Origin of the sequence: Limnobaculum parvum (assembly GCF_003096015.2) — a bacterium.
Taxonomy (GTDB): domain Bacteria; phylum Pseudomonadota; class Gammaproteobacteria; order Enterobacterales; family Enterobacteriaceae; genus Limnobaculum; species Limnobaculum parvum.
Genome location: NZ_CP029185.2, coordinates 2,362,825 through 2,382,168 on the forward strand (window position 1 = coordinate 2,362,825; position 19,344 = coordinate 2,382,168).

10 protein-coding genes are annotated in these 19,344 nt (G+C 52.2%); 4 read left to right on the top strand and 6 right to left on the bottom strand.

Features of this window, described 5'->3' with window-relative positions:
• Complete coding sequence (locus HYN51_RS09950) at positions 1–918, bottom strand: EndoU domain-containing protein (RefSeq protein WP_108899892.1); 918 nt, start codon at positions 916–918, stop codon at positions 1–3.
• Positions 919–1,439: 521 nt separating this feature from the next.
• Between HYN51_RS09950 and HYN51_RS16360 the strand changes: the two genes are divergently transcribed.
• A complete protein-coding gene (locus HYN51_RS16360; RefSeq protein ID WP_157953024.1) occupies positions 1,440–1,589 on the top strand; it encodes a hypothetical protein in 150 nt (49 codons plus the stop codon).
• Positions 1,590–1,852: 263 nt separating this feature from the next.
• Here the strand turns inward: HYN51_RS16360 and xerC are convergent, their stop codons facing one another.
• Positions 1,853–2,941, bottom strand: a complete 1,089-nt coding sequence (xerC, locus tag HYN51_RS09955; protein ID WP_108899886.1) for a site-specific tyrosine recombinase XerC — start codon at positions 2,939–2,941, stop codon at positions 1,853–1,855.
• Positions 2,934–6,191, bottom strand: coding sequence for a CHC2 zinc finger domain-containing protein (locus HYN51_RS09960; RefSeq protein ID WP_108899887.1), 3,258 nt, complete (start codon positions 6,189–6,191; stop codon positions 2,934–2,936). Before HYN51_RS09960 ends, xerC begins: the two co-directional genes overlap by 8 nt.
• A gap of 113 nt (positions 6,192–6,304) precedes the next feature.
• Here HYN51_RS09960 and HYN51_RS09965 point away from each other — a divergent pair, with 113 nt between their 5' ends.
• The 3 genes from HYN51_RS09965 to HYN51_RS09975 all read left to right on the top strand — a co-directional run bounded on the left by HYN51_RS09965 (position 6,305) and on the right by HYN51_RS09975 (position 7,424).
• Positions 6,305–6,694: a helix-turn-helix domain-containing protein gene (locus HYN51_RS09965; protein ID WP_108899888.1), complete on the top strand. Its 390-nt coding sequence runs from the start codon at positions 6,305–6,307 to the stop codon at positions 6,692–6,694.
• A 74-nt stretch (positions 6,695–6,768) separates the two neighbouring features.
• Entirely contained in the window at positions 6,769–7,065 is a 297-nt protein-coding gene (locus HYN51_RS09970; RefSeq protein WP_108899889.1) for a SymE family type I addiction module toxin, read from the top strand.
• Positions 7,062–7,424: a hypothetical protein gene (locus HYN51_RS09975; protein WP_108899890.1), complete on the top strand. Its 363-nt coding sequence runs from the start codon at positions 7,062–7,064 to the stop codon at positions 7,422–7,424. Before HYN51_RS09970 ends, HYN51_RS09975 begins: the two co-directional genes overlap by 4 nt.
• Before the next feature lie 908 nt (positions 7,425–8,332).
• Here HYN51_RS09975 and HYN51_RS09980 read toward each other — a convergent pair.
• The 3 genes from HYN51_RS09980 to HYN51_RS09990 form a co-directional block, all read right to left on the bottom strand.
• The gene (locus tag HYN51_RS09980) at positions 8,333–8,584 is read right to left on the bottom strand and encodes a MafI family immunity protein (protein WP_108899891.1); all 252 of its coding nucleotides are present in this window, start codon (positions 8,582–8,584) and stop codon (positions 8,333–8,335) included.
• A gap of 14 nt (positions 8,585–8,598) precedes the next feature.
• Entirely contained in the window at positions 8,599–17,205 is an 8,607-nt protein-coding gene (locus HYN51_RS09985) for a hemagglutinin repeat-containing protein (protein WP_108899893.1), read from the bottom strand.
• A gap of 158 nt (positions 17,206–17,363) precedes the next feature.
• Positions 17,364–19,088: a ShlB/FhaC/HecB family hemolysin secretion/activation protein gene (locus HYN51_RS09990; protein WP_108899894.1), complete on the bottom strand. Its 1,725-nt coding sequence runs from the start codon at positions 19,086–19,088 to the stop codon at positions 17,364–17,366.
• Positions 19,089–19,344: the final 256 nt, after the last annotated feature.

Consider the following 19,344-nt stretch of genomic DNA (forward strand, 5'->3'; position numbering starts at 1 on the left):
TTACTTAATTGGCTTTAACGCAGGTGGAATTGGTTTATCATCTGGGAATGCCGTTACGATTTTACCATTCGCTGGCTCATATACCACTCGAACACGTACCCCATCCCTAACCTCCCAAGCAACCCATCTTGCTGCTTTACCAGCATTAGTATATATACCCCCTGCTCCCGATTGAGCAAACCATTGGGTGCTAGGGGAAGTAACTATATCACCTACATTACTAACAACTCTTTCAGGGGGCCAGTTATTAGGGAAAAAGGTCTTTCCTGGTTGTCCTGGAAATAAATGCCCACCACTACCTGGCTTATCGCCATAAAGCGTATGCATTTTGGTTTCCGAAGAGAGAATATCAACATAATCTATTTTAGGTAATGGTTTATCATAAAGGAACGAATTAGCATCATATTTACTAATATGATAGTCAACATCAGTAACTTTCCCATTTGCTTTTATACTAAATTCACCCTCACCAGCTTTCCAGTTATAAGAAGGTTCTGTCGTTCCTCTTGTCGATGATGTTCCAGCTTTGGTTCCCACCTCACCCGGTTTAACCGTTATCTTCTCTGCACCACCCAGCCCCAGCCAACCCAGACCAGAACCAATCTGCTCATGGCCTTTGGCACTGGCACACTCGCCCCAGCTCATACCCATGCAGGTACCTATCCATTCTGCTGCAACAGCACTGGTTCCATCTAGTGTATTTACCAGATCCGGATCAACCCCCATCGCTTTCAGATAAGCGTATTCTTCTGTGTTGGCTCTTCCATCAAATAATGCTTCAGCCTTAGCAGCATCATTTGAAGCCATCGCTTGGCCTAACTCTTCCAGATTGGCATTAGACCGCTGAATGGCCTCTTTCTGAACCTGCTGCTGACAAGATGCCTGACTACCGCCACCGGACAGACAGGATTTCATCATATCAGCCAGTAATTCTGGTTCACCTTTGCTCAGATAGTTATTGACCGCAACAACTCATCCCGACATGAACTTACTCTTCGAACACCACTTTTCCCTGTTTAGTCAGCTAGTTACAACCACTTTTTGCCAGTGCATTTTGATACCCGAACACTCAAGCCCAGACGCGCTTTTTTGGCCCGATAAGGCACCACCCCGGAACTGTTAAAGAGCAACCAACGCCACATCATAACAGCGGCGTTAGCCGCTGCCATTACCGGTTTTGACCTTTTTTGCTGAACCTCCCCCGTAACCTGCCAGACCAGAACCGGTGACGGTTTCGCAGCTTGCTGCGGGACTGGCGCCGGTTGACCGGGGCGCGGGGTGGTAGACCCCGCTTATAAAGCTTTAACAGGGAGGCCCCCGTGGGGGCCGGATGGGGCGAAGGCTGGTTAAACAGGGAACGAGCAACGCAGTGCGAGCCTGTTTAACCAGACGTAGCTGGGTGGGCCGGGGGTAATAAGCTGCGGAGGCCAACGGCCGACATGCCTTTAGCGTTGTTGAACTTGGCCCTTGGAGCCAACAGGACGTTGGCGACTGCGGTGGTGGGCGTGGGTGATGCAGCCAACAGCGGCGGGAACCGGCGCGCCACTCAGCACCACGATGCCAATGAGCGGCGGCAAGCCGCACTGTGAAGCCCTGTAAGACGCGAAGCGCCCTGAGCTGAACGGCGCTGACATAATGTGTGTTAACCGTACCAGACCGTTATGGGCTGGTACGGTTAATGCCACATTATGTTGAGTGGGGGATGGCCGGGAACAGGTGTTGCAGAGTAGAACTTGGCCAAGTCCCGGACAGCCACCACGTACCGCCGCTGACACTGATGGTAGGGGGCAGTCCGTGCACAAGGATGTGCGCGGTCTGCCAACTCGGACTCAGCAGGCTCACAGAGAGCCAGCTAACTTTGCTCTTTTTGACTCTCCGGCAACGCCGGTGTATCACTGATATTTGGCACTACCCGCAGGTTGCCTTTCCTTACGTCTCCACACTCTGCCGGGTGCGTAGAGGTATGCACCGACTGAAGCGCCTTGATCGATACCTGAGTATAGATCTGCGTGCTGCTCACATCCGCATGACCTAACATCGCCTGTATCCAGCGCAGATCGGCACCGTTCTCCAGCATCTGGGTTGCCATCGCATGACGGAACAGGTGACAGCTTCCCCACTGGCTTATTTCCGCCGCCCGGATATAGTGACCGATGGCGTTGGTGATTCCATTAACCCCCAGTCCCGCCATACCATCCGCCGCCACGAACAGCTCGTTAACTTCCGGGTTGATAACCAGCTCCGAGCGGACCTTATATTTGTACTGTTCCACCCACTTTAACGCACGTTCGCCTATCGGGATGATACGGTCCTTTTTCCCTTTGCCCTGCCGGACTATCAAGGTGCGTCTGTCGGCATTCACGCTGTACATATCCAGCATCGCCACTTCCCCACGCCGGATCCCCGTAGACCACAGTACTTCCATCAGCGCACGATCCCGCAGGCCTAACGGTGTACTGACATCAGCCTGCGCCAGCACCCGCTCTATCTCTTCCACACTCATGATGTGGCGCGGCAGGTGTTTTTCTGCCCGTGGTAACTCAAGGTCTGCTGCCGGGTTAGCCAGTATCAGATTGCCTCTCGCCATCCAACTGAACCAGCCCTTCAGCGGATCTAACGCAGTACGCTGCGTCCGGCTGCTCAGCGGTTCTCCGTTGGCCTTACGATACTGATACAGATGGCGTTGATAGCGCTCAAGCACCGGCCGGGTAATATCACCGGCATAGTGCAGGCCGTGTTCATTCGCCCACAGGATGAAGTGATACAGATGGTGGGTTTGCACCTTCAGCGTGGTTTCTGACCAGTTGCGTTCTCTGCGCCAGATAATGAACTTCAGCAGCAGCGTGTACAGGCTTTTCGGGTGATCGATTGGGCCAACCGGTGTTCGGTACACCTGATCCACCGTCAGCAGGCTATCAACACGGGTGCGGCGCTTAACCATGTGTCACCTCCCGATCGTTCACCACAGCGGAAGAAGCACTTTTCTTTTTCTTTCTTATTACTGTGTTTTGCTCAGACCCGACCACTTTAGCCTCAACCCCTTGCGCCATCTGGCCCGATGCCCCTTTATCACCCTCCGACTGACCGCCGACCACACCCCGACCTTGAACCGACTGAGCCTCATCACTAACCGACCGGTCAGACTCAGACCCCGACCGGCTCTTCCTGCCCGTCACCTTTTGATTGATAGCTGGCTCTACTGACTGAGACATTCCTTTTTTCTCCTTTATTATTCTTTTTTTGCCAGACCCGACCGCTTTGCCCTTTAGGCCTTGCGCTGCCTGACCTGAAGCCCCTTTTTCACTCTCCGACTGACCACCGACCACATGCCGACCGGAGGCCGACTGAGTTCCACCAACATTCGACCGGTCAGGCTCACACCCCGACCGGTTATCATTCCCCGTATCCAGCAACCCACACAGATGGGTGCCGTTGTTATCTTCCCCATCCCATAACAGTGTGTATTCATAGGTCAGTCCGCGCCGGTACAGCAGCAGATATTCCATTTCCAGCAGCCGGGCCAGATGTATCTTGAGTTGCGTATCGCCCCAGCCTAACGCGGCCCGTACATCACGGCGGCTGAAGCGAACCTCTTCGGCCTTCAGCGCCTGATGTACTGCCGTTTCTCCTACCCAGCCCTTTAACAGCACCAGTAACCGGCGGGTTTGCGGCGGCATTTCGTCCAGCGTTCGCCCCAGCACTTCATGGGCCAGCTTATTAGCCAGTTCGATATCGCTTTTTTCCACCTCGATGTAGTCCAGCCACTGACCACGATGCTCCACCCGCTTAACTTTCCGCTGGTACTGATGCAGCAACGCGATGCTTTGTATCAGTGTCAGATACTTCATATGGTCTCTGCGGGTGCGGGTTTTGTCTGACAGGAAGGTCAGTTGATGGGCGAACGGATTGACCACCTTCAGCGGTCGTAGTAGCCGTTGGGCGTTTTGATGCAGTTTAGTCAGCCAGCCTTTTTCACTTTCAGCCAGCAGCCCTTCAAGGGTTTGGTTATGACGCTGAAGCGCGTGGATAGCCTGAGTTTGTTCCCGGCTCTCGTTCACCGTCAGCACAAGACAGCGGTTTAACAGTTCTTCGTCCACGTCGATGGCCGTGGTGGTAAGCATTAGCATGACCGGCCCCTGCACCTTGTACTCCCGCGTCACCAGTTCGCCGCTTTGCTCATTCTTGCCAGTTGAGGCTATCTTCAGCTCACCGTCTGACTGTAGCAGCTTCAGCGCATAAGCAGCCTGCCGAACACCCTCTTCCTCCGCTATCGCCAGTATCTTGTGCTGAAGGCTGGTTTCACCCAGATAGTAAAGGCTCTGACCGGTCATGGCCGAGTACTGGATACGCTCTTCTTCCGGCATCAGGCCGAGAACCGCATCCATCAGACTACTTTTACCGGCTGCCGAACTGCTTTGTATCAGTACGGCCAATGGCTTATCTAACTTGCGTGAAGTCGCCGCCAGATAACCGGTCAGCAGATTGCTGCTCTCTCCCACCACACCGCACGAAGCCAGGTCATTCACCACCCGCTCAGCCAGGTCAGGGGATTTCAGCAGTTCAAGCGCCGCCGCTTCATCCTCTGCCGACATGGTTATCGCAACCACCTCACGCGCCTGCTGTGCCTCCCGCTGTTCGTCCTGCTTTTGTTCCAGCATCAACAACACCCGGCCACATTCGCGTTTGATAACCGAAGGTTCGCATTCCAGCTCTTCCGCTGCCGTATTGATATACCCCTGCCGGTGGCGTGAGCTGTACATATCCAGAGTATCAACGTGGAACACGCCACTGGTTTCGTCACGCACCTGTATGCTGACCTTCATCACTTCCGCAACGGTATTTTTCTGCCAGCCCCGCACCCGCCACACGCGAGGGCCACAGCGTAGCAACAACTCACCTGTTGCCGTTTGTTCGCAGGGTATAATTTCCTCAACGGACTGAGTAGCCGGTGAGGCCGGGGCGGCTAAAGAAGAAGGTTTTTCTTCCTGTCGTTCATCATTATTCGGCGTGGTTTGTAACACCGCCATCGGCCCGGTACTGTGCCCCATCCATGCAGCCTGTTGCAGCACCAGACCCAGAGCCTTTTCAGGCGCACCGCTTTTAACCGCGAACTCGTTGGCATCCATCCCCAGCGAGAACCGTACCCGCCACGCCTCTATTCCCACTTCCAGCAGTTCAGCCGCCACCGATTCAGCCCCTTTATCTCCGGCCTCATCACGGTCGTAGGCAATGAACACTCGCTTCACCCCGTGATGCTGCAACGCCACCAGATGGTCAGCCGTAAAGCCGTTACAGCCATAGGCCGCAATGACATTTCTGAAGCCGGCACACCAGAACGTCATGGCATCGATAAGTGCTTCACACAGGATAATGTCAGTGCTGGCCTGCATCGCCGCTTCATTCCACACTCCGGCCAGCGGAGAAGATAAGTAAAGGTGCCTTGGATTGCCTTTGGTTTCTTTATAGTCAGCCTGTGTTTTACGACCGTAGAGCTGTAACACCCGCCCACGGTGCGCCACGTTGGCCGACTCAGACCAGCCCACCACCGGTATCACCACCGCAGCCTTGAAGTGGTCATGGCGCGTAAGCTGACGCAGAACGCCGAGTTCAACCAGACGGTCACGCTGAGCTTTTCCTTTATGGCTTAACCGGGAGGGTAATACCTCTGTCACACCCTGCAACCCGGCATAGCCTAAGCGGAAGTGGCTTATCAGTTCAGGATGATTGAGGCCACGACGGATTAACCATTCCTGTGCCTCCGGCGATTCCAGTAATTTTTGGTGATAGAAGTCGACTACCTGATTCAGCAGCGCCTGCCCGTCATCATTCAGGTCGATAAGTTTTGTCCGGGACACGGTGCTAGCCTCTTGTTCTGATAGTACTGGCTGGCTAAGCAGCCCGGCCGATTTTCCCAGCTCTCGCAGCCGCACCAGACCATTCAGGAAGGTCAGGTGTTCGGTTTTCATTAGCCAGTCCAGCGCCGAACCCGACGCCCCACAGCCGAAGCAGTGAAACAGGTTTTTGGACGGGGTAACCACTAACGAAGGGGTTTTCTCCTGATGGAACGGACACAGGCAGGTGTAGCTATCCTGACCGCGCTTTTTGAACTTATGCCCCTGTGACTCGGCCACTGATAGCAGGCTTAATGACTGTTTCAGTTCATTGATTTCGTGTTCGGGGATGCGGGGCATAACTCAACTCCTGTAAAAACCTGTCAATAGGGTTTTGATAAAAATAACTCTGTTGCAGAGTACTCTATTATAGGGTATTGTCAACTGAGTTATTTAAAACAGGGGGTATCATCATGGCAACGTCAACAACCAGAATTTTACAAGCCATGAATACAAAAGATGAGCAGTTCTTTAAAGCTCTTGGCTCACGAATAGCCCAAGCCCGTAAAGAAAAGCAGTTAACACAAACACAATTAGCTGAAAAACTGGGTATTGCACAGCAGACAATGGCGCATTACGAAGGGGCAAAACTGAAAGTTTCAGTCTCACTGCTGCCTTTGTTGGCAGAGATACTCAATCTGTCCATTGATGAATTATTGGGGCTACCCAGTACACACCAGACAGCTAAAAGAGGGCCAGCTTCACGGCTGGAACAACAGATAGATGTTATTGCCCAATTACCCAGAGCAAAACAAAAATTGGTGTCAGAGATTTTAGATAACGTAATTGGCAAAACAGAGTAGTTAACAGTCGCGGAGCTGAAGTGCTTGCAACATTCCAGCCCCGCTAACCACAGCAACTAAACGAGGTAGTTATCATGGCTAAACGCAATCATAAAGCAATACACCGGATTTCCCAAGCTGAACGCTATATCCGGGTCAATCGCAACGGGGTTTCACTACAGGGCCGCTGGCTGGCTGAGGCGGGGTTTACTCACGGTATGCCGCTAAAAGTACGGGTGATGCCCGACTGTATTGTGCTCACCGTTCAGAACACCCGTGAACTGTGGAGTTGTCTGGAGGGCTTAAGCATTCAGCCGTTTGATGCTAACGCCGCTCTCAACTGGCTGAACGGTTATCCCGGTGGATTGATGGTGACGGAGGTGGCGCAATGAAGATAGCTTTTTCCGCTGACCAAACCCTGCCTGAAGTGATTATTAGCGGCCCTGAAGCTTTGGCACAGCACGGTTTTACACCGGAGACACCGATTAAACTGCTGCTCAAACAGGGTGCGCTGTGGGTCATTCCCGTGGACGATGAAAGCTCTTGGTTAACGCTGTGCCACTGTTCTGATGCAGAATTGGGGCTGGACGTTATTCGGGACAACGGCGAACTCTATTTAGCCGGTGACTGGCTAACGGAGATTGGTATCACTCAGGCCAGTGATATTGATATGCTCTGTGATACGGGTGTGATTGTGCTGTTTAATCGACAGCGAATGAAGGAAAGCGTCACCGCTTATGACTGTCATTAACCGCTGACGATTAACCCTTAAATCCCGGTCAATTTAAACACTGGCCGGGATTTATTGTGTATATCAGAATGAATTATTGGTATCCTGATTGAAGCATTAGCCAACGCCTTTATTACTGAGAGATAGTATTTTTCATCCTATTAATATTGTTTCCCCTCAGCCCGTTCACTGATATTTTTCAATACAGCATCACAGATAATCACCGGTATTTTTTAGCATAAGTGCCGCTCAATAATCAGCCAAAAAACAAAGCCTATCGCCGGGTAAAACAACAAAATAATAGAGTCTTATTAGAGTTAATTGTGACAACATAGCCGACTCTATATAGAGTCATTCACATCTAACCTACTGATTATAAATACAAGACTCTAAACCTACTCCCAAGCAACTCTAAACCGACTCGGTGACGACTCTGTTTTGACTCTGATTTCATCTTTATTTTTATTTGAAAACTTTCTTTGCAAACTAACTCACTGAAATAGAATGACAATCAGGCAAAATGCAATTTTGCGTGGGGTGTGGTAACTGAACGTCAAAGAGCAGGTATAGAGGCAATACTTTTATCGGGTGGGGTTTTATTTTTAGATTTAGGGATTTTTATATTAATAGGCGCGAAACAGGTAAACAAAATATGCCACACGCAACCCAGCCCACAGCTTAAAATCAGCGGTAAATGGCTGGAAGCTTTGAGGGGTTACCACTGAACGGAGGAGGATGGTGATTGTGGCTGTAGTTAATGTCTGACGTTAAAACTAAATTCCCGGCCAGAGTTTAAAGTGACCGGGATTAAATAACAGGTACTTACACAAATTATTAAACTGACTCATATTTGATGGTTAATACAAAGCTCCCAAATTTAACTGGGAGCTTCTTAGTAATAAACTATGACTAATTTAGTTATATATATTTCATTTTTCGGGATTGATATACGTATACCTATCATCTATTTCTAAGCCAAGTTCATTTGCTATTTTAATTATCTGGCTATATTCATCTTTACTAATCACAACATCATAATCAGCAATATGGTCACATAACGTCTCAAATGCTAATACAACTTCTGAGAATTCGATATATTCAAGCGCAAAGTCAATAAGCGTAGGATCCAGTCGATTTTTTAATCCGTTACCTAATAAATTAATTTGCTTACTTATATCCATGATATTTTTTCTCTTTACTTAATTGGCTTTAACGCAGGTGGAATTGGTTTATCATCTGGGAATGCCGTTACGATTTTACCATTCGCTGGCTCATATACCACTCGAACACGTACCCCATCCCTAACCTCCCAAGCAACCCATCTTGCTGCTTTACCAGCATTAGTATATATACCCCCTGCTCCCGATTGAGCAAACCATTGGGTGCTAGGGGAAGTAACTATATCACCTACATTACTAACAACTCTTTCAGGGGGCCAGTTATTAGGGAAAAAGGTCTTTCCTGGTTGTCCTGGAAATAAATGCCCACCACTACCTGGCTTATCGCCATAAAGCGTATGCATTTTGGTTTCCGAAGAGAGAATATCAACATAATCTATTTTAGGTAATGGTTTATCATAAAGGAACGAATTAGCATCATATTTACTAATATGATAGTCAACATCAGTAACTTTCCCATTTGCTTTTATACTAAATTCACCCTCACCAGCTTTCCAGTTATAAGAAGGTTCTGTCGTTCCTCTTGTCGATGATGTTCCAGCTTTGGTTCCCACCTCACCCGGTTTAACCGTTATCTTCTCTGCACCACCCAGCCCCAGCCAACCCAGACCAGAACCAATCTGCTCATGGCCTTTGGCACTGGCACACTCGCCCCAGCTCATACCCATGCAGGTACCTATCCATTCTGCTGCAACAGCACTGGTTCCATCTAGTGTATTTACCAGATCCGGATCAACCCCCATCGCTTTCAGATAAGCGTATTCTTCTGTGTTGGCTCTTCCATCAAATAATGCTTCAGCCTTAGCAGCATCATTTGAAGCCATCGCTTGGCCTAACTCTTCCAGATTGGCATTAGACCGCTGAATGGCCTCTTTCTGAACCTGCTGCTGACAAGATGCCTGACTACCGCCACCGGACAGACAGGATTTCATCATATCAGCCAGTAATTCTGGTTCACCTTTGCTCAGATAGTTATTGACCGCAGAATTATACGCAGCCGCCGCAGCCGTTCCCGCATCTGCGGTATTATCAGCCACTAAACCCGCCGCCACGCCGGTGGCGATTGAGGTCATATTGGCAATAAACTGACGTTCGGCTTCGGTCAGGTCATCAGCCTTCTTATGATACAGATCTTCCGCTATCGTCTTCGCTATCAGCTCACCGCTGGCCGCACCTAACGCACCAGACAGGCCATTATTACCCGAACCCTCAGCTACCGCCAGACCAACAATCGCATGACCTATCACTTTCGCGAACAGGTTCGCATTGTTCGGATGTTCCTCGTCTATCGGGAAATTCGTATCCGCCAGTTTCTTCACGCCCTGAGCCAGTAACGGGGCCGAAGCCGCCGCGGCGGCGTTCCCCGCACTACCACCGCCCATCGCTACCGTCAGCGCTGCACCGGCTGCCTGTATCGCTCGGCCAACATTGCTGCCGGTGCCGTAGAACTCCATTTCCTTTTCGTAGAATTTGTCATAAGAAGCCTGATAGATAACCGCGTAGGTCGCTTTGTTTAAATCTTCCTGCGTTGGGTTCTCATTACCGGCTTTAGCTAAATCAGCTCTCGCCTGCGCGATGATAGCCGGATCTTTAGAAGCGGCATCCTTATTGGCATCTGCTTCGGCACGGGCTTGATCCTGTGCGTTCATCACCCCAATATTGGTCGCAATGGTTGTCACCTGCGACACTATCTGCCCCGCCAGACCAATTGCCTCCAGATTACGCATCTGCTCATCGGCATCAAAAATCTTATCCAGCGGATTGGCTGCGTTAGCCGTGTCATTGCTGAGCTTCGCAATATCCTGCTGTTGATTGTTTTGGTAGCGAATAGTGATATTGCCATCCGCTATCGCCGCATGAGTCGTGCTACTGGCGCTGTCACCATAGGCCACCACGATAGGCGTACCCGGTACGCCTGGGAACCCAAACGGGGCACCACCGCCCGAGCCGATACTCATCGACACATGGCTGACGTCATAATCTGCCTTGTTCTTGATATCGCTCCAACCCAACGTGCCGGTGTCCAGACTGTTCAGCTCTGGCGTCGCTTCCGACGCAATCACCGCCCCGTCTAACTGGGTGTGCTTACCGACGGTAATGTCATAACCGCCCTTACCGGCGTAAATCCCGCTCTGTTCATTGACGCTGGCCCACGTGCTGTCCATCTTGTCCATCGTGAAGCCCAGACTGCCGTCGAAACCGGTGCCGTAGCTGCCGGCAATATTCAGTGAGTATTGCTCGTAGCTGTAGTCATCGGTGTCCTGCAATGAACGAACGGTCAGGTCACGACCCACGTCCATCGTGACGGAATCCCCTTTCGCCAGTGCACCAATCAAATTGGTATCCCGACCGCTGATGATGGTCAGGTTATTACCGGCCTCTAGCTGACTCTCGCTCCAGTACAGGCCGTCTGCATGCATATTCCCTTGTGAGAAGTTCGCATCCGCAAAGAAGCGCAGGCCGTTTTTACCCCCGCCAATACCAAAACTGACCCCGGCGTTACCGCCGTAGCTCTTGTTCTCACTGTCGGTTTTCTGGGTGTTCGCCGCCGCCAGCAGGTTAACGTCCCGGTTGGCGTCAAGCAGCATATTATTCCCCGCATTGATGGCGGAGCCTTTAAGGGTGATATCGCCATCCACCCCTTTCTCACCGTTACCGGTGGCGGTAATCGACAGATTATTCCCCGCCGCAATGGTTGAACCCTGCGCCGCCCGTATATTGGTGTCAGTGGTGGATTCAGTACGTTGAGCACCGCCCGAAATACTGATACCCACAAACCCTTCGCTGTCTTTGGGCAAGTCCATCATCCCGGCCTGTACGGCCTGCACCGCCGACAGCGCCGCTTTGATTTCCTGTAGCGCCTTGATTTTGCTGTCGTGAGTTTCCTGCGCCTGTTTCGCTTCGGTCACCGCCGCATTCAGTGCACCACCCACCGCACCAGACAGCGCAACGGTCACGCCCGACTGGGTACGTTCGTACTTGTCCTGAATGTGGGTCTGGTTTTCCACTGACTCAACGGTGACGTTTTTACCCGTCAGGCTGATGTCTTGCTGGGCGACAACGTCTGAGCCTTTGACCGCGAGATGATTGCCCGCGCTTAAGGTGACGTTGCCTTCGGTGCTGCCGACAATACTGCCAAGATTGCCAATACCGTGCGTCGTGTTGGTGGATTTTTCATCTATTTTGCCAACGGTAAAGCCAATACCCCCGGTGCCCATCAGGCCCGATTTGGTGGTGCGGGACAGATGCATCTCATCCCGTTTTTCCGCGGCGGTATCGATAGTCAGGTCATTTCCGGCACTGAGCGAAACATCATGAATTCCAGTAACCTGACTTCCGTGAACCAACAGGTCGTTTCCGGCCTTCATCACCACTGAGTCACCGCTAAAGTTGCTGCTGACCCCCGAAACAGCATGCAGCTCATCATGGCTTTCTGACGTAAGTTTTTTGCCAAAACTTCCCCGGCTACTGTACTTTGAATGTTCGCTCAGGTCTTCCGTTGACTCACCGCTGGTAATCGACAGATTATTTCCCGCAATGACCCCGAGTTGACCACCGGCCTCCACCTGCGCTGCTCGGGCATTGATGTCATTTTTCGCTGACAGGGTGATATCGCCGCTGCCGGTCATTTGACTGCCCACCTCTGACGAAGTCGATTCCCGACGGTAGTTGTTTTTGTCTTTATAAAACTCCGTCTGTTTCGCTACTGTCACCGTATTCAGATTCAGGTCGTGACCCGCCGCAATGCTCGTATCACTGTTCTGACCCGCGTTGCTCAGCAGCGCCGCCGTCAGATTAATATCGTGACCCGCCGAAAGCTGTAATGTGCCGTTGTCGTGATTAACCGCAAGGGCTGCCACCTGATTGATAGCCGTATGGGAAGAGCCATTGCGACCCGCCTTTTCTCCCTGCGTGGTGGTGGTGATGAGGTTAATATCATGCCCGGCCTGAAGCCTCAGGCTGTCAAAGCCCTGCATCAACCCACCGATATTATTAATATCGTTATTCGCCAGCAACATCACATTATTGCCGCTGATGCTACCGCCCATATTTTGAATATTCTGCGCCAGCACATTCAGCTTATCCCCCGCCAGAATACGCCCCTGATTGACCAAATCACCGGTCAGTTGCAAATTGACCTGCTTACCGGCCAAAAGCGCACCGCTGCCGTCAATATCCTGCGGCCTAATCATGGCATACACCTGCGGCACCAGAACCGTTTGGATACTGCCATCCGGTAAGGTCACGTCACGGCTGACCAGCCAGACGATGTCTGAAGTCAGGTTAGCCATCTGCTCTGGCGTCAGCGCGATACCTAATGACAGAGGATACTTCTGAGCAAACTCCACGCCGCTGTTCATCAGCGCCATATATTGCTCTTCGTCATTGGCGTAGCCGTTTAAAAAGCGCTGTCCGGTTAGGTTAATTATCTGGTCGCTAATCAGCCGCTGCTCATAGTAACCATCCCCCAGACGTTTATGCATATTGTTCGGGTCAGCCTGTAAGCGGCTGGTCATATAGTCCGAACCCAGCCAGCGCTTAAGTTGGGTATATTGAGGGTCGGTTTCGATTAAATAGCGACTACCTACCGCCGGATTGATTTTATACAGACTGGCATTGGGTAATATCAGATTCAGGCTCGGTGGACGGGTTACCACGCTGACGTCCTTCATACCGTTCTCACCCGGCAGTTGAATGTTTACCCGTTCAATATTGATACCGTTAATACCGCTATTGGGGGCAATGCCTTCCTGACGACCATCAATTGATGTTCTTCCACTGCCATCAGGCTGGGTGTGATTCAAGATTTCAGACGGATGTAGCGTGATGTCCTGCACCACGGTGGCAGGATGATATGGGTTTTTGTCTATATCCTGTGTATCTTCTTTCTGACGCTTTACATGTCGGGTGTACTTCCACACGCGACCAATTTCATCAATGTAGCGCTGACCGGTGACCTCCACATTATTCAAGGTGTTGGCCTCAATACTCAGGACATTACCCGCGACAATCTGGCTTTTATCGTTATTCACCGTATCCGCAGTCATCAGCAAATTATTACCGGCTAAAATTTTGGCCGGGTCTGTTTCCGTGATAACGCTTTCGCTGATGATATAGTCATAAACATACTCATAATGCGTTTCGAAGTATCGGTTAGGGATACCCGCAATTCGAATACGCCTGACCAACTCATCATAATCATAGGTGACCATTTCTTTTGGGTAGCGGGTGGTGTCGCCAACAACGCTGAACTCAAACCGGCTTTCGCGCGAAATTTCACGTACTTCGGTGCTAAAGTGGTCATTAACGTTATTCACCTGCCCCACCGACAACCGTAAATCCCCTAATGCTTCTATGGTCGCACTGTGGTTATTCAACGTTCCACCCATACCGGTGGCGTTGCCGTTGTCATCCAACAATCGGCCGATGGACATATTACCGCCGCTGAATATCAGCGAATGGGTATAGTTGTTTAAGGTTCCTGCGCCCATATCCAGCGTTTCACGACCGGCGATAGTGGCGGCCGTGCTGCCTTCTTCCCGGTTGTTGATAACATCCGCCTGTAAACCCAGCCAGGTTCCGTAGATGCGACCGGTGCCGTAGTTGTCGATTTGACTGGCCTGTAAACGGGTCAATAGCCCGTCAATCAGCCCCCGGTTACTTAACAGGCCATTCAGGGTGAGGTTGGTGGACTGCGCGCTGATAATCCCCGCCGCATCGTTGGTCAACGACCCCGCTTTGAGCTGCATATCACCGGCGTACAACTGACCGCCAAGGTTGCTCCAGTGACCGGTGGTTTGTGCGGTGAACACATTGTTCACGTAAAGTTGAGCCCGGTCGGTGTTTATCTCACCCCCGTGCCCCTGTAAATTCATCGCGCCCGCGCTCACCAGTCCGTCAGCCAGATTGATGCCGTTCGCATCCACGTTAAAGGTGCCAGAGGCCAAGATCTGGCCCTGTAAATCCGCAGGCTGTGCGCTGACAAGGGTGATATCACCGGTATTGACCCGTTGACCGTTGCTTTGTACACCGGAGGCCAACAGCGCATTGCTGCCATTGCTAAAGTGGGTGGTCGACAGCGTCATATCGCTGAATGCCGCCAGCACCGAGGTGTTGCTGATATCCCCGATGGCGTGCAGGTTCAGTGCCCCGCCGCTGTATATCTGAGCATGGTTATCCATGCGCTGTCCGGCACTGAAATCAAGCCCGGCAAAAGCATAGATATCCGCGTCATTGAGGAGACTGCCGCCCACCTCCACCGACAGTGTATCTTCGCTGCGCAGCAGGCGGTTGTTGGTAAAGCTGCCCTCGGTGAGGTATTTCCCCGCGCCCTGACTGTACAACGTGCCGTTATTGAGGATGTCCTCACCGGCCTTGAGCATCAGGTTACGGTCAGCGCCGATGGTGCCGTCATTGGTGACCGCGCCGCTAATATTGAGGTTCGCATGGCCTTTGGCGTAAATCGTGTTGCCGTTATACAGGGAATTTTGGCCGGTCAGGGTTAAATCACTGCCGCTGTTGACGGTGCCGCCGTTGGTGATGCGACCGTTGGCCGTGACCGTCATCGGGCCACCGCTGTACAGGGTGCCGGTATTCAGCAGGTTGCCCGGGGTGGTCAGGGACAATCGGCTATCCGAGCCTATCACCCCGAGGTTGGTGACATCGCCACCGGTTTTCAGGGTAGTCTGGCCTTTGCCGTACAGCATTTGGTTATTAAACAGCGTTCCGTAGGTGCTCAGACTCAGTTCGCCGTCAGCACCGATGCCACCATAGCTGGTCACCGACTGGTCCGCGCTTAAGGTCAGGTTGCCTTTACTGTACAGCGTGCCGTTATTGTTCAGCGCGCCCGGCGTAGTCAGGCTCAGCAACCCATCCGCGGCCAGCGTACCGTTATTACTCACTGTATTACCCGCCGTTATCCGGGCATTGCCTTTAGCATAAATCGTATTGTTACTGGAGAACTCACCCGCTGCATTCAGGGTGATATTCTGGTCAGAGCCGAGGGTACCACTGTTAAGCAGGTCACTGCGGCTTTGCGCCTGAACATCGCTACCGCCATACATCGCCCCGGCGTTGTTGATATGGCTGGCCGACAGGGTCAGCCCCAATCCGGTATCCAGAGTTCCCCCGTTAAACAGGGCATTTTGAACTGAAATCGAAGCCGCGTCCGCCGAGTAAATACTGCCGTAGCTGGTCATCCAGTCGCCGCTGTCGAGGCTTAAAAAGCCCGTGCTGCTGATTTTTCCGCTGGCGGTCTGGTTGATGTACCCCGGTGTGCTGATGGCAGTGCGCCCTTTGCCCTGCAACGTCCCGCTGTTATCAATGCTGGCGCCCGAGACCCGGAGTGTCTGACCGGCAGAGACAGTTCCGCCGTTATTCAGGCCGCGACGGCTGCTCACCGTGGTGTTGCCATCCGCCGCCATCACGCCTTGCGTGGTCAGGCTACCCTGCGTGGTGACGTCAAGCTGTCCGTTAGTCCCCATTTGCCCAGCGGCGGTGTTAACGATATCCCCCTGCGCATTAATCTGAACCGTATTTTTACCAAATAGCGTTCCGCTGTTGGTCAGGCTTTCCGGCGTAGAGAGGGTCAGGTCTTGGGCGCTGCTCATCGTTCCGCTGTTCTCAATCCGCCCGTCGGTTGTCACCACCACCGACCCGGCCTGCGTACCAATATGCCCCGCGTTGTGAACCCCCACCCCGTTTTCGGTACCCACCATGCGAATGCTGTTGGCGTACATGCCGCCTAGCACCGCCACATCCACGGAAAATTGAGGGCTGCCCGCCTCATTGCCGCCCTGTTTTTCAATCTGGCTGGTATCGGCACTGACCTTGTTCTTACCGGTGACGACGTTAAGCTCATTGGCCCAGACGCCCGCATTCACACGCACTGAGCGGGCAATAATATCGGTATAGCTTTGCTGGCTGCTGTCCATGCCTCGGCCCTGAATGGTCACATTGCCCTGTTGGACGTTGTAGCCCTCCAGTTGACCATTGACCAGATTCGGCGTACCGGTAGTCAGCGTGGCGCGGTTGGCGTTAATAAAACCACAGCCGTCACAGGTAATGCCTGACGGGTTGGCGATGACCACCTGCGCTTTTTGCCCCGCCACTTCCACATAACCGTTAAGCTGACTTGGGTCGCGGGAATTGACTTCGTTAAGAATGATTTTGGCCCCGCCGCGTATCACCTGCGGGTTACCGTCAACATAGCCGCCCAGTTGGGTTTGTACCGGCGCGGCTGAGTTATTGAGGATAGCGCCACGGTTATCCACATCGAACTGGCTGTAGGTATTGCGCGATACGCCTGCGGCGCTGGGAGTCTGAATATTGACCTGCGGCGTGCCGTTCGCGCTGCTGATAACCGTGGGCTGCTGGTTGCCCGGCGCGCTGTGGTCCGCCACGATATCCGCCTGAGCGGGCAGGCTAATGGTCATCAGGCCTAACGCTAGGCTGGTCAACAGCGTCAGCGGTTTAAGACCGGCAATCAGTTGGCTTAAGGGATGTCTGCCGCCAGACGACGCGCGAGGCGTTCCCCCCGCAGTGTGGGCACCGGCAATCTCCGGTACCACCATTAACTGACCACGCGCTTGGTTAAAAATTACGCGGTATAAATTCTTGTTCATCGGTAAAATCCTTTTACGTCTTTTTGTATTGTTTTTGATTGTTGTTGATTGTTGTTTTTGTTTGTTGTTTCTGATGGTTCATATTTTTCTTCCCGTTATCGGGAACCTGTCTTCATTTTCAATTGAAATCAGACACCTTCCGTATTCCTGCGGCCTGATTAATACTGCCAGTTCAAATTGAACCCCAGCGTCACCGGGTCCGTCTTAAAACCATCCGGTTTTGAGGTGGGAATACCGGCAAACAGGTCATAGCTGGTATTCAGGACATGGCCTCTTAGCCCCAGCGCCGCCCCCGCCAGATGTTTCCCCAGCAGGTATTCACTTCCCCCACCGCCCACTTCGCCGTAGTCCAACCCGACATAGAGTTCCTGCGACGGCATCGGCGTTTGCCACGCCAGTTCATTGCGGGTAAACCACCCTCGGTCAGCCGACAGGCTCAGTTCGCCGTCATAGCCCCGCACCGTGTAGCGACCACCAATGGAGAAGCGGTCCTGTGAGGTCAGCGGGGTTGAGGATGGGAGCTGGCGCTGGTACTGGCTGCGAAAGCTAAATTTCTGTTCAAACAGACTGAACGGCACGTCCAAATTAGCGGAAAGCTGGGTGATTTTACTCAGCGCCGTCGCCAGACCGCTGTACTCCTCCGGGGCAGGCTGTGCGCCAAACCAGCGGGTTCCCTGTTGATAGCTCACCCCCGCATCCAGCGTGGCGGCATAGATGTAATGGCGATGCTGTAACCCTAACCGCCAAGCGGAGGTATTGCGGCGCTGAACCTCAACTTCGGTGTCATTCACGTAGTTACGGGTCGATTTCATCAACACATCGTAAGTCAGGGTGGTTTTCTGTGAGGCATCCCGATGCAGCAAACGACTCAGCCCAAAAGTCAGGTTGTTGCTGTCGCCGCTGTAGTCATAGTTCTCAATCAGGCCGGCCACCTTCTGGTTGTAGCTGTAGGCGCTGGTGGTGACGTTCAGCCCCCAATAGCCGTAAGGCACGGAATAGTTCGCGGTGTAGTTATGGCTGCCCCGGTCGTTTTTCCATTGCAGGTCATGACCGCCAGAAATATAGAAGGTATCGTTGAGGGAAAGCGGGTTATCCACATACAGGGTTAATCCCCCCTGATAGCGACCGGTGCTGGTGGTGCCCGAATCGTCCAGCGAAGCCCCCAGTCGCCAGTGGCGGCTCTGCTTCCAGCTAATGGCTAAATCGGTTTCTCCCGGTTCATGACCGGGCAACATATTGATGTCCGCCTGCGCGGTGGGAACGCGACGCAGGTTCTCTATCCCTTGCTCAATATCACGCAGGTTGAGTAAATCCCCTTCAGAGACCGGCAGCGTATTGAACGACTGAATATAACTGTCGCTTTCCGGCGTAAACCGGATATGGCTGACGTTGCCTTCTAAAATTTGCAGCTTCAGCTCACCGCTGTTCAAATCCTGCGGCGGAGCCAGTACCCGAGAGGTGATATAGCCCCGGTCCACTAACCGATTTTGAATGGCGCTCATCAACAAGTTAATGCCTTGACCGCCGATACACTGCCCTTTAGCTTGGTCGGCTACCCGCTGCAACAAGAGCCAGTTGGTTAAGTAGTCACTGCCGCTTAACGTCACCTGTTGGATGCTAAAGCAACTCTGTTCTTCGGGGAATTGCGTGATGACCGAGCTGCCCGCAGGCAGTTCCATACGCACGTCAGGCTGCTCCGGCGCGAGTTGGTCTTCCAGTGCTTTTTGACGCTCTTGCTGATTAATGATTTGCTGGTCATTGATGCGGTTCAACTCCGGCGCTGAATGGGCCGAGAAAGCAAATGACAGCAACAAAGCTGTACGCCAAACAGGCGGGAAAACTCGCTTCCGATGAGCGAAACTAGAATTGGTTTTAAAAGGCATACCCTGTCCGTGGTCATTTATCCGTTATAAGGGGCTAGCGGTAAAGCTTAAGAAGCGGCTTATTACACTGTAGCCATTGTATGATTACAATAGGTGATTATTGTTTTTTTACTTATAAGACAGGATATTATGTGAGACGTATGTATTATTTTTCTACCTGTCAAAGATACCCGTTTTAGTGGCAAGTCATATTTCAGTAAGGATGTAAGGTGAACAGCGCGTGCCATAATAGGCAATGATTTACCGATTCAAATAC

Excerpts from the sequence above, each read along its gene's own strand:
- HYN51_RS09950 (WP_108899892.1), bottom strand. The coding sequence starts at position 918 with ATGATGAAATCCTGTCTGTCCGGTGGCGGTAGTCAGGCATCTTGTCAG.
- HYN51_RS16360 (WP_157953024.1), top strand. The coding sequence starts at position 1,440 with ATGCCTTTAGCGTTGTTGAACTTGGCCCTTGGAGCCAACAGGACGTTG.
- xerC (WP_108899886.1), bottom strand. The coding sequence starts at position 2,941 with ATGGTTAAGCGCCGCACCCGTGTTGATAGCCTGCTGACGGTGGATCAG.
- HYN51_RS09960 (WP_108899887.1), bottom strand. The coding sequence starts at position 6,191 with ATGCCCCGCATCCCCGAACACGAAATCAATGAACTGAAACAGTCATTA.
- HYN51_RS09965 (WP_108899888.1), top strand. The coding sequence starts at position 6,305 with ATGGCAACGTCAACAACCAGAATTTTACAAGCCATGAATACAAAAGAT.
- HYN51_RS09970 (WP_108899889.1), top strand. The coding sequence starts at position 6,769 with ATGGCTAAACGCAATCATAAAGCAATACACCGGATTTCCCAAGCTGAA.
- HYN51_RS09975 (WP_108899890.1), top strand. The coding sequence starts at position 7,062 with ATGAAGATAGCTTTTTCCGCTGACCAAACCCTGCCTGAAGTGATTATT.
- HYN51_RS09980 (WP_108899891.1), bottom strand. The coding sequence starts at position 8,584 with ATGGATATAAGTAAGCAAATTAATTTATTAGGTAACGGATTAAAAAAT.
- HYN51_RS09985 (WP_108899893.1), bottom strand. The coding sequence starts at position 17,205 with ATGAACAAGAATTTATACCGCGTAATTTTTAACCAAGCGCGTGGTCAG.
- HYN51_RS09990 (WP_108899894.1), bottom strand. The coding sequence starts at position 19,088 with ATGCCTTTTAAAACCAATTCTAGTTTCGCTCATCGGAAGCGAGTTTTC.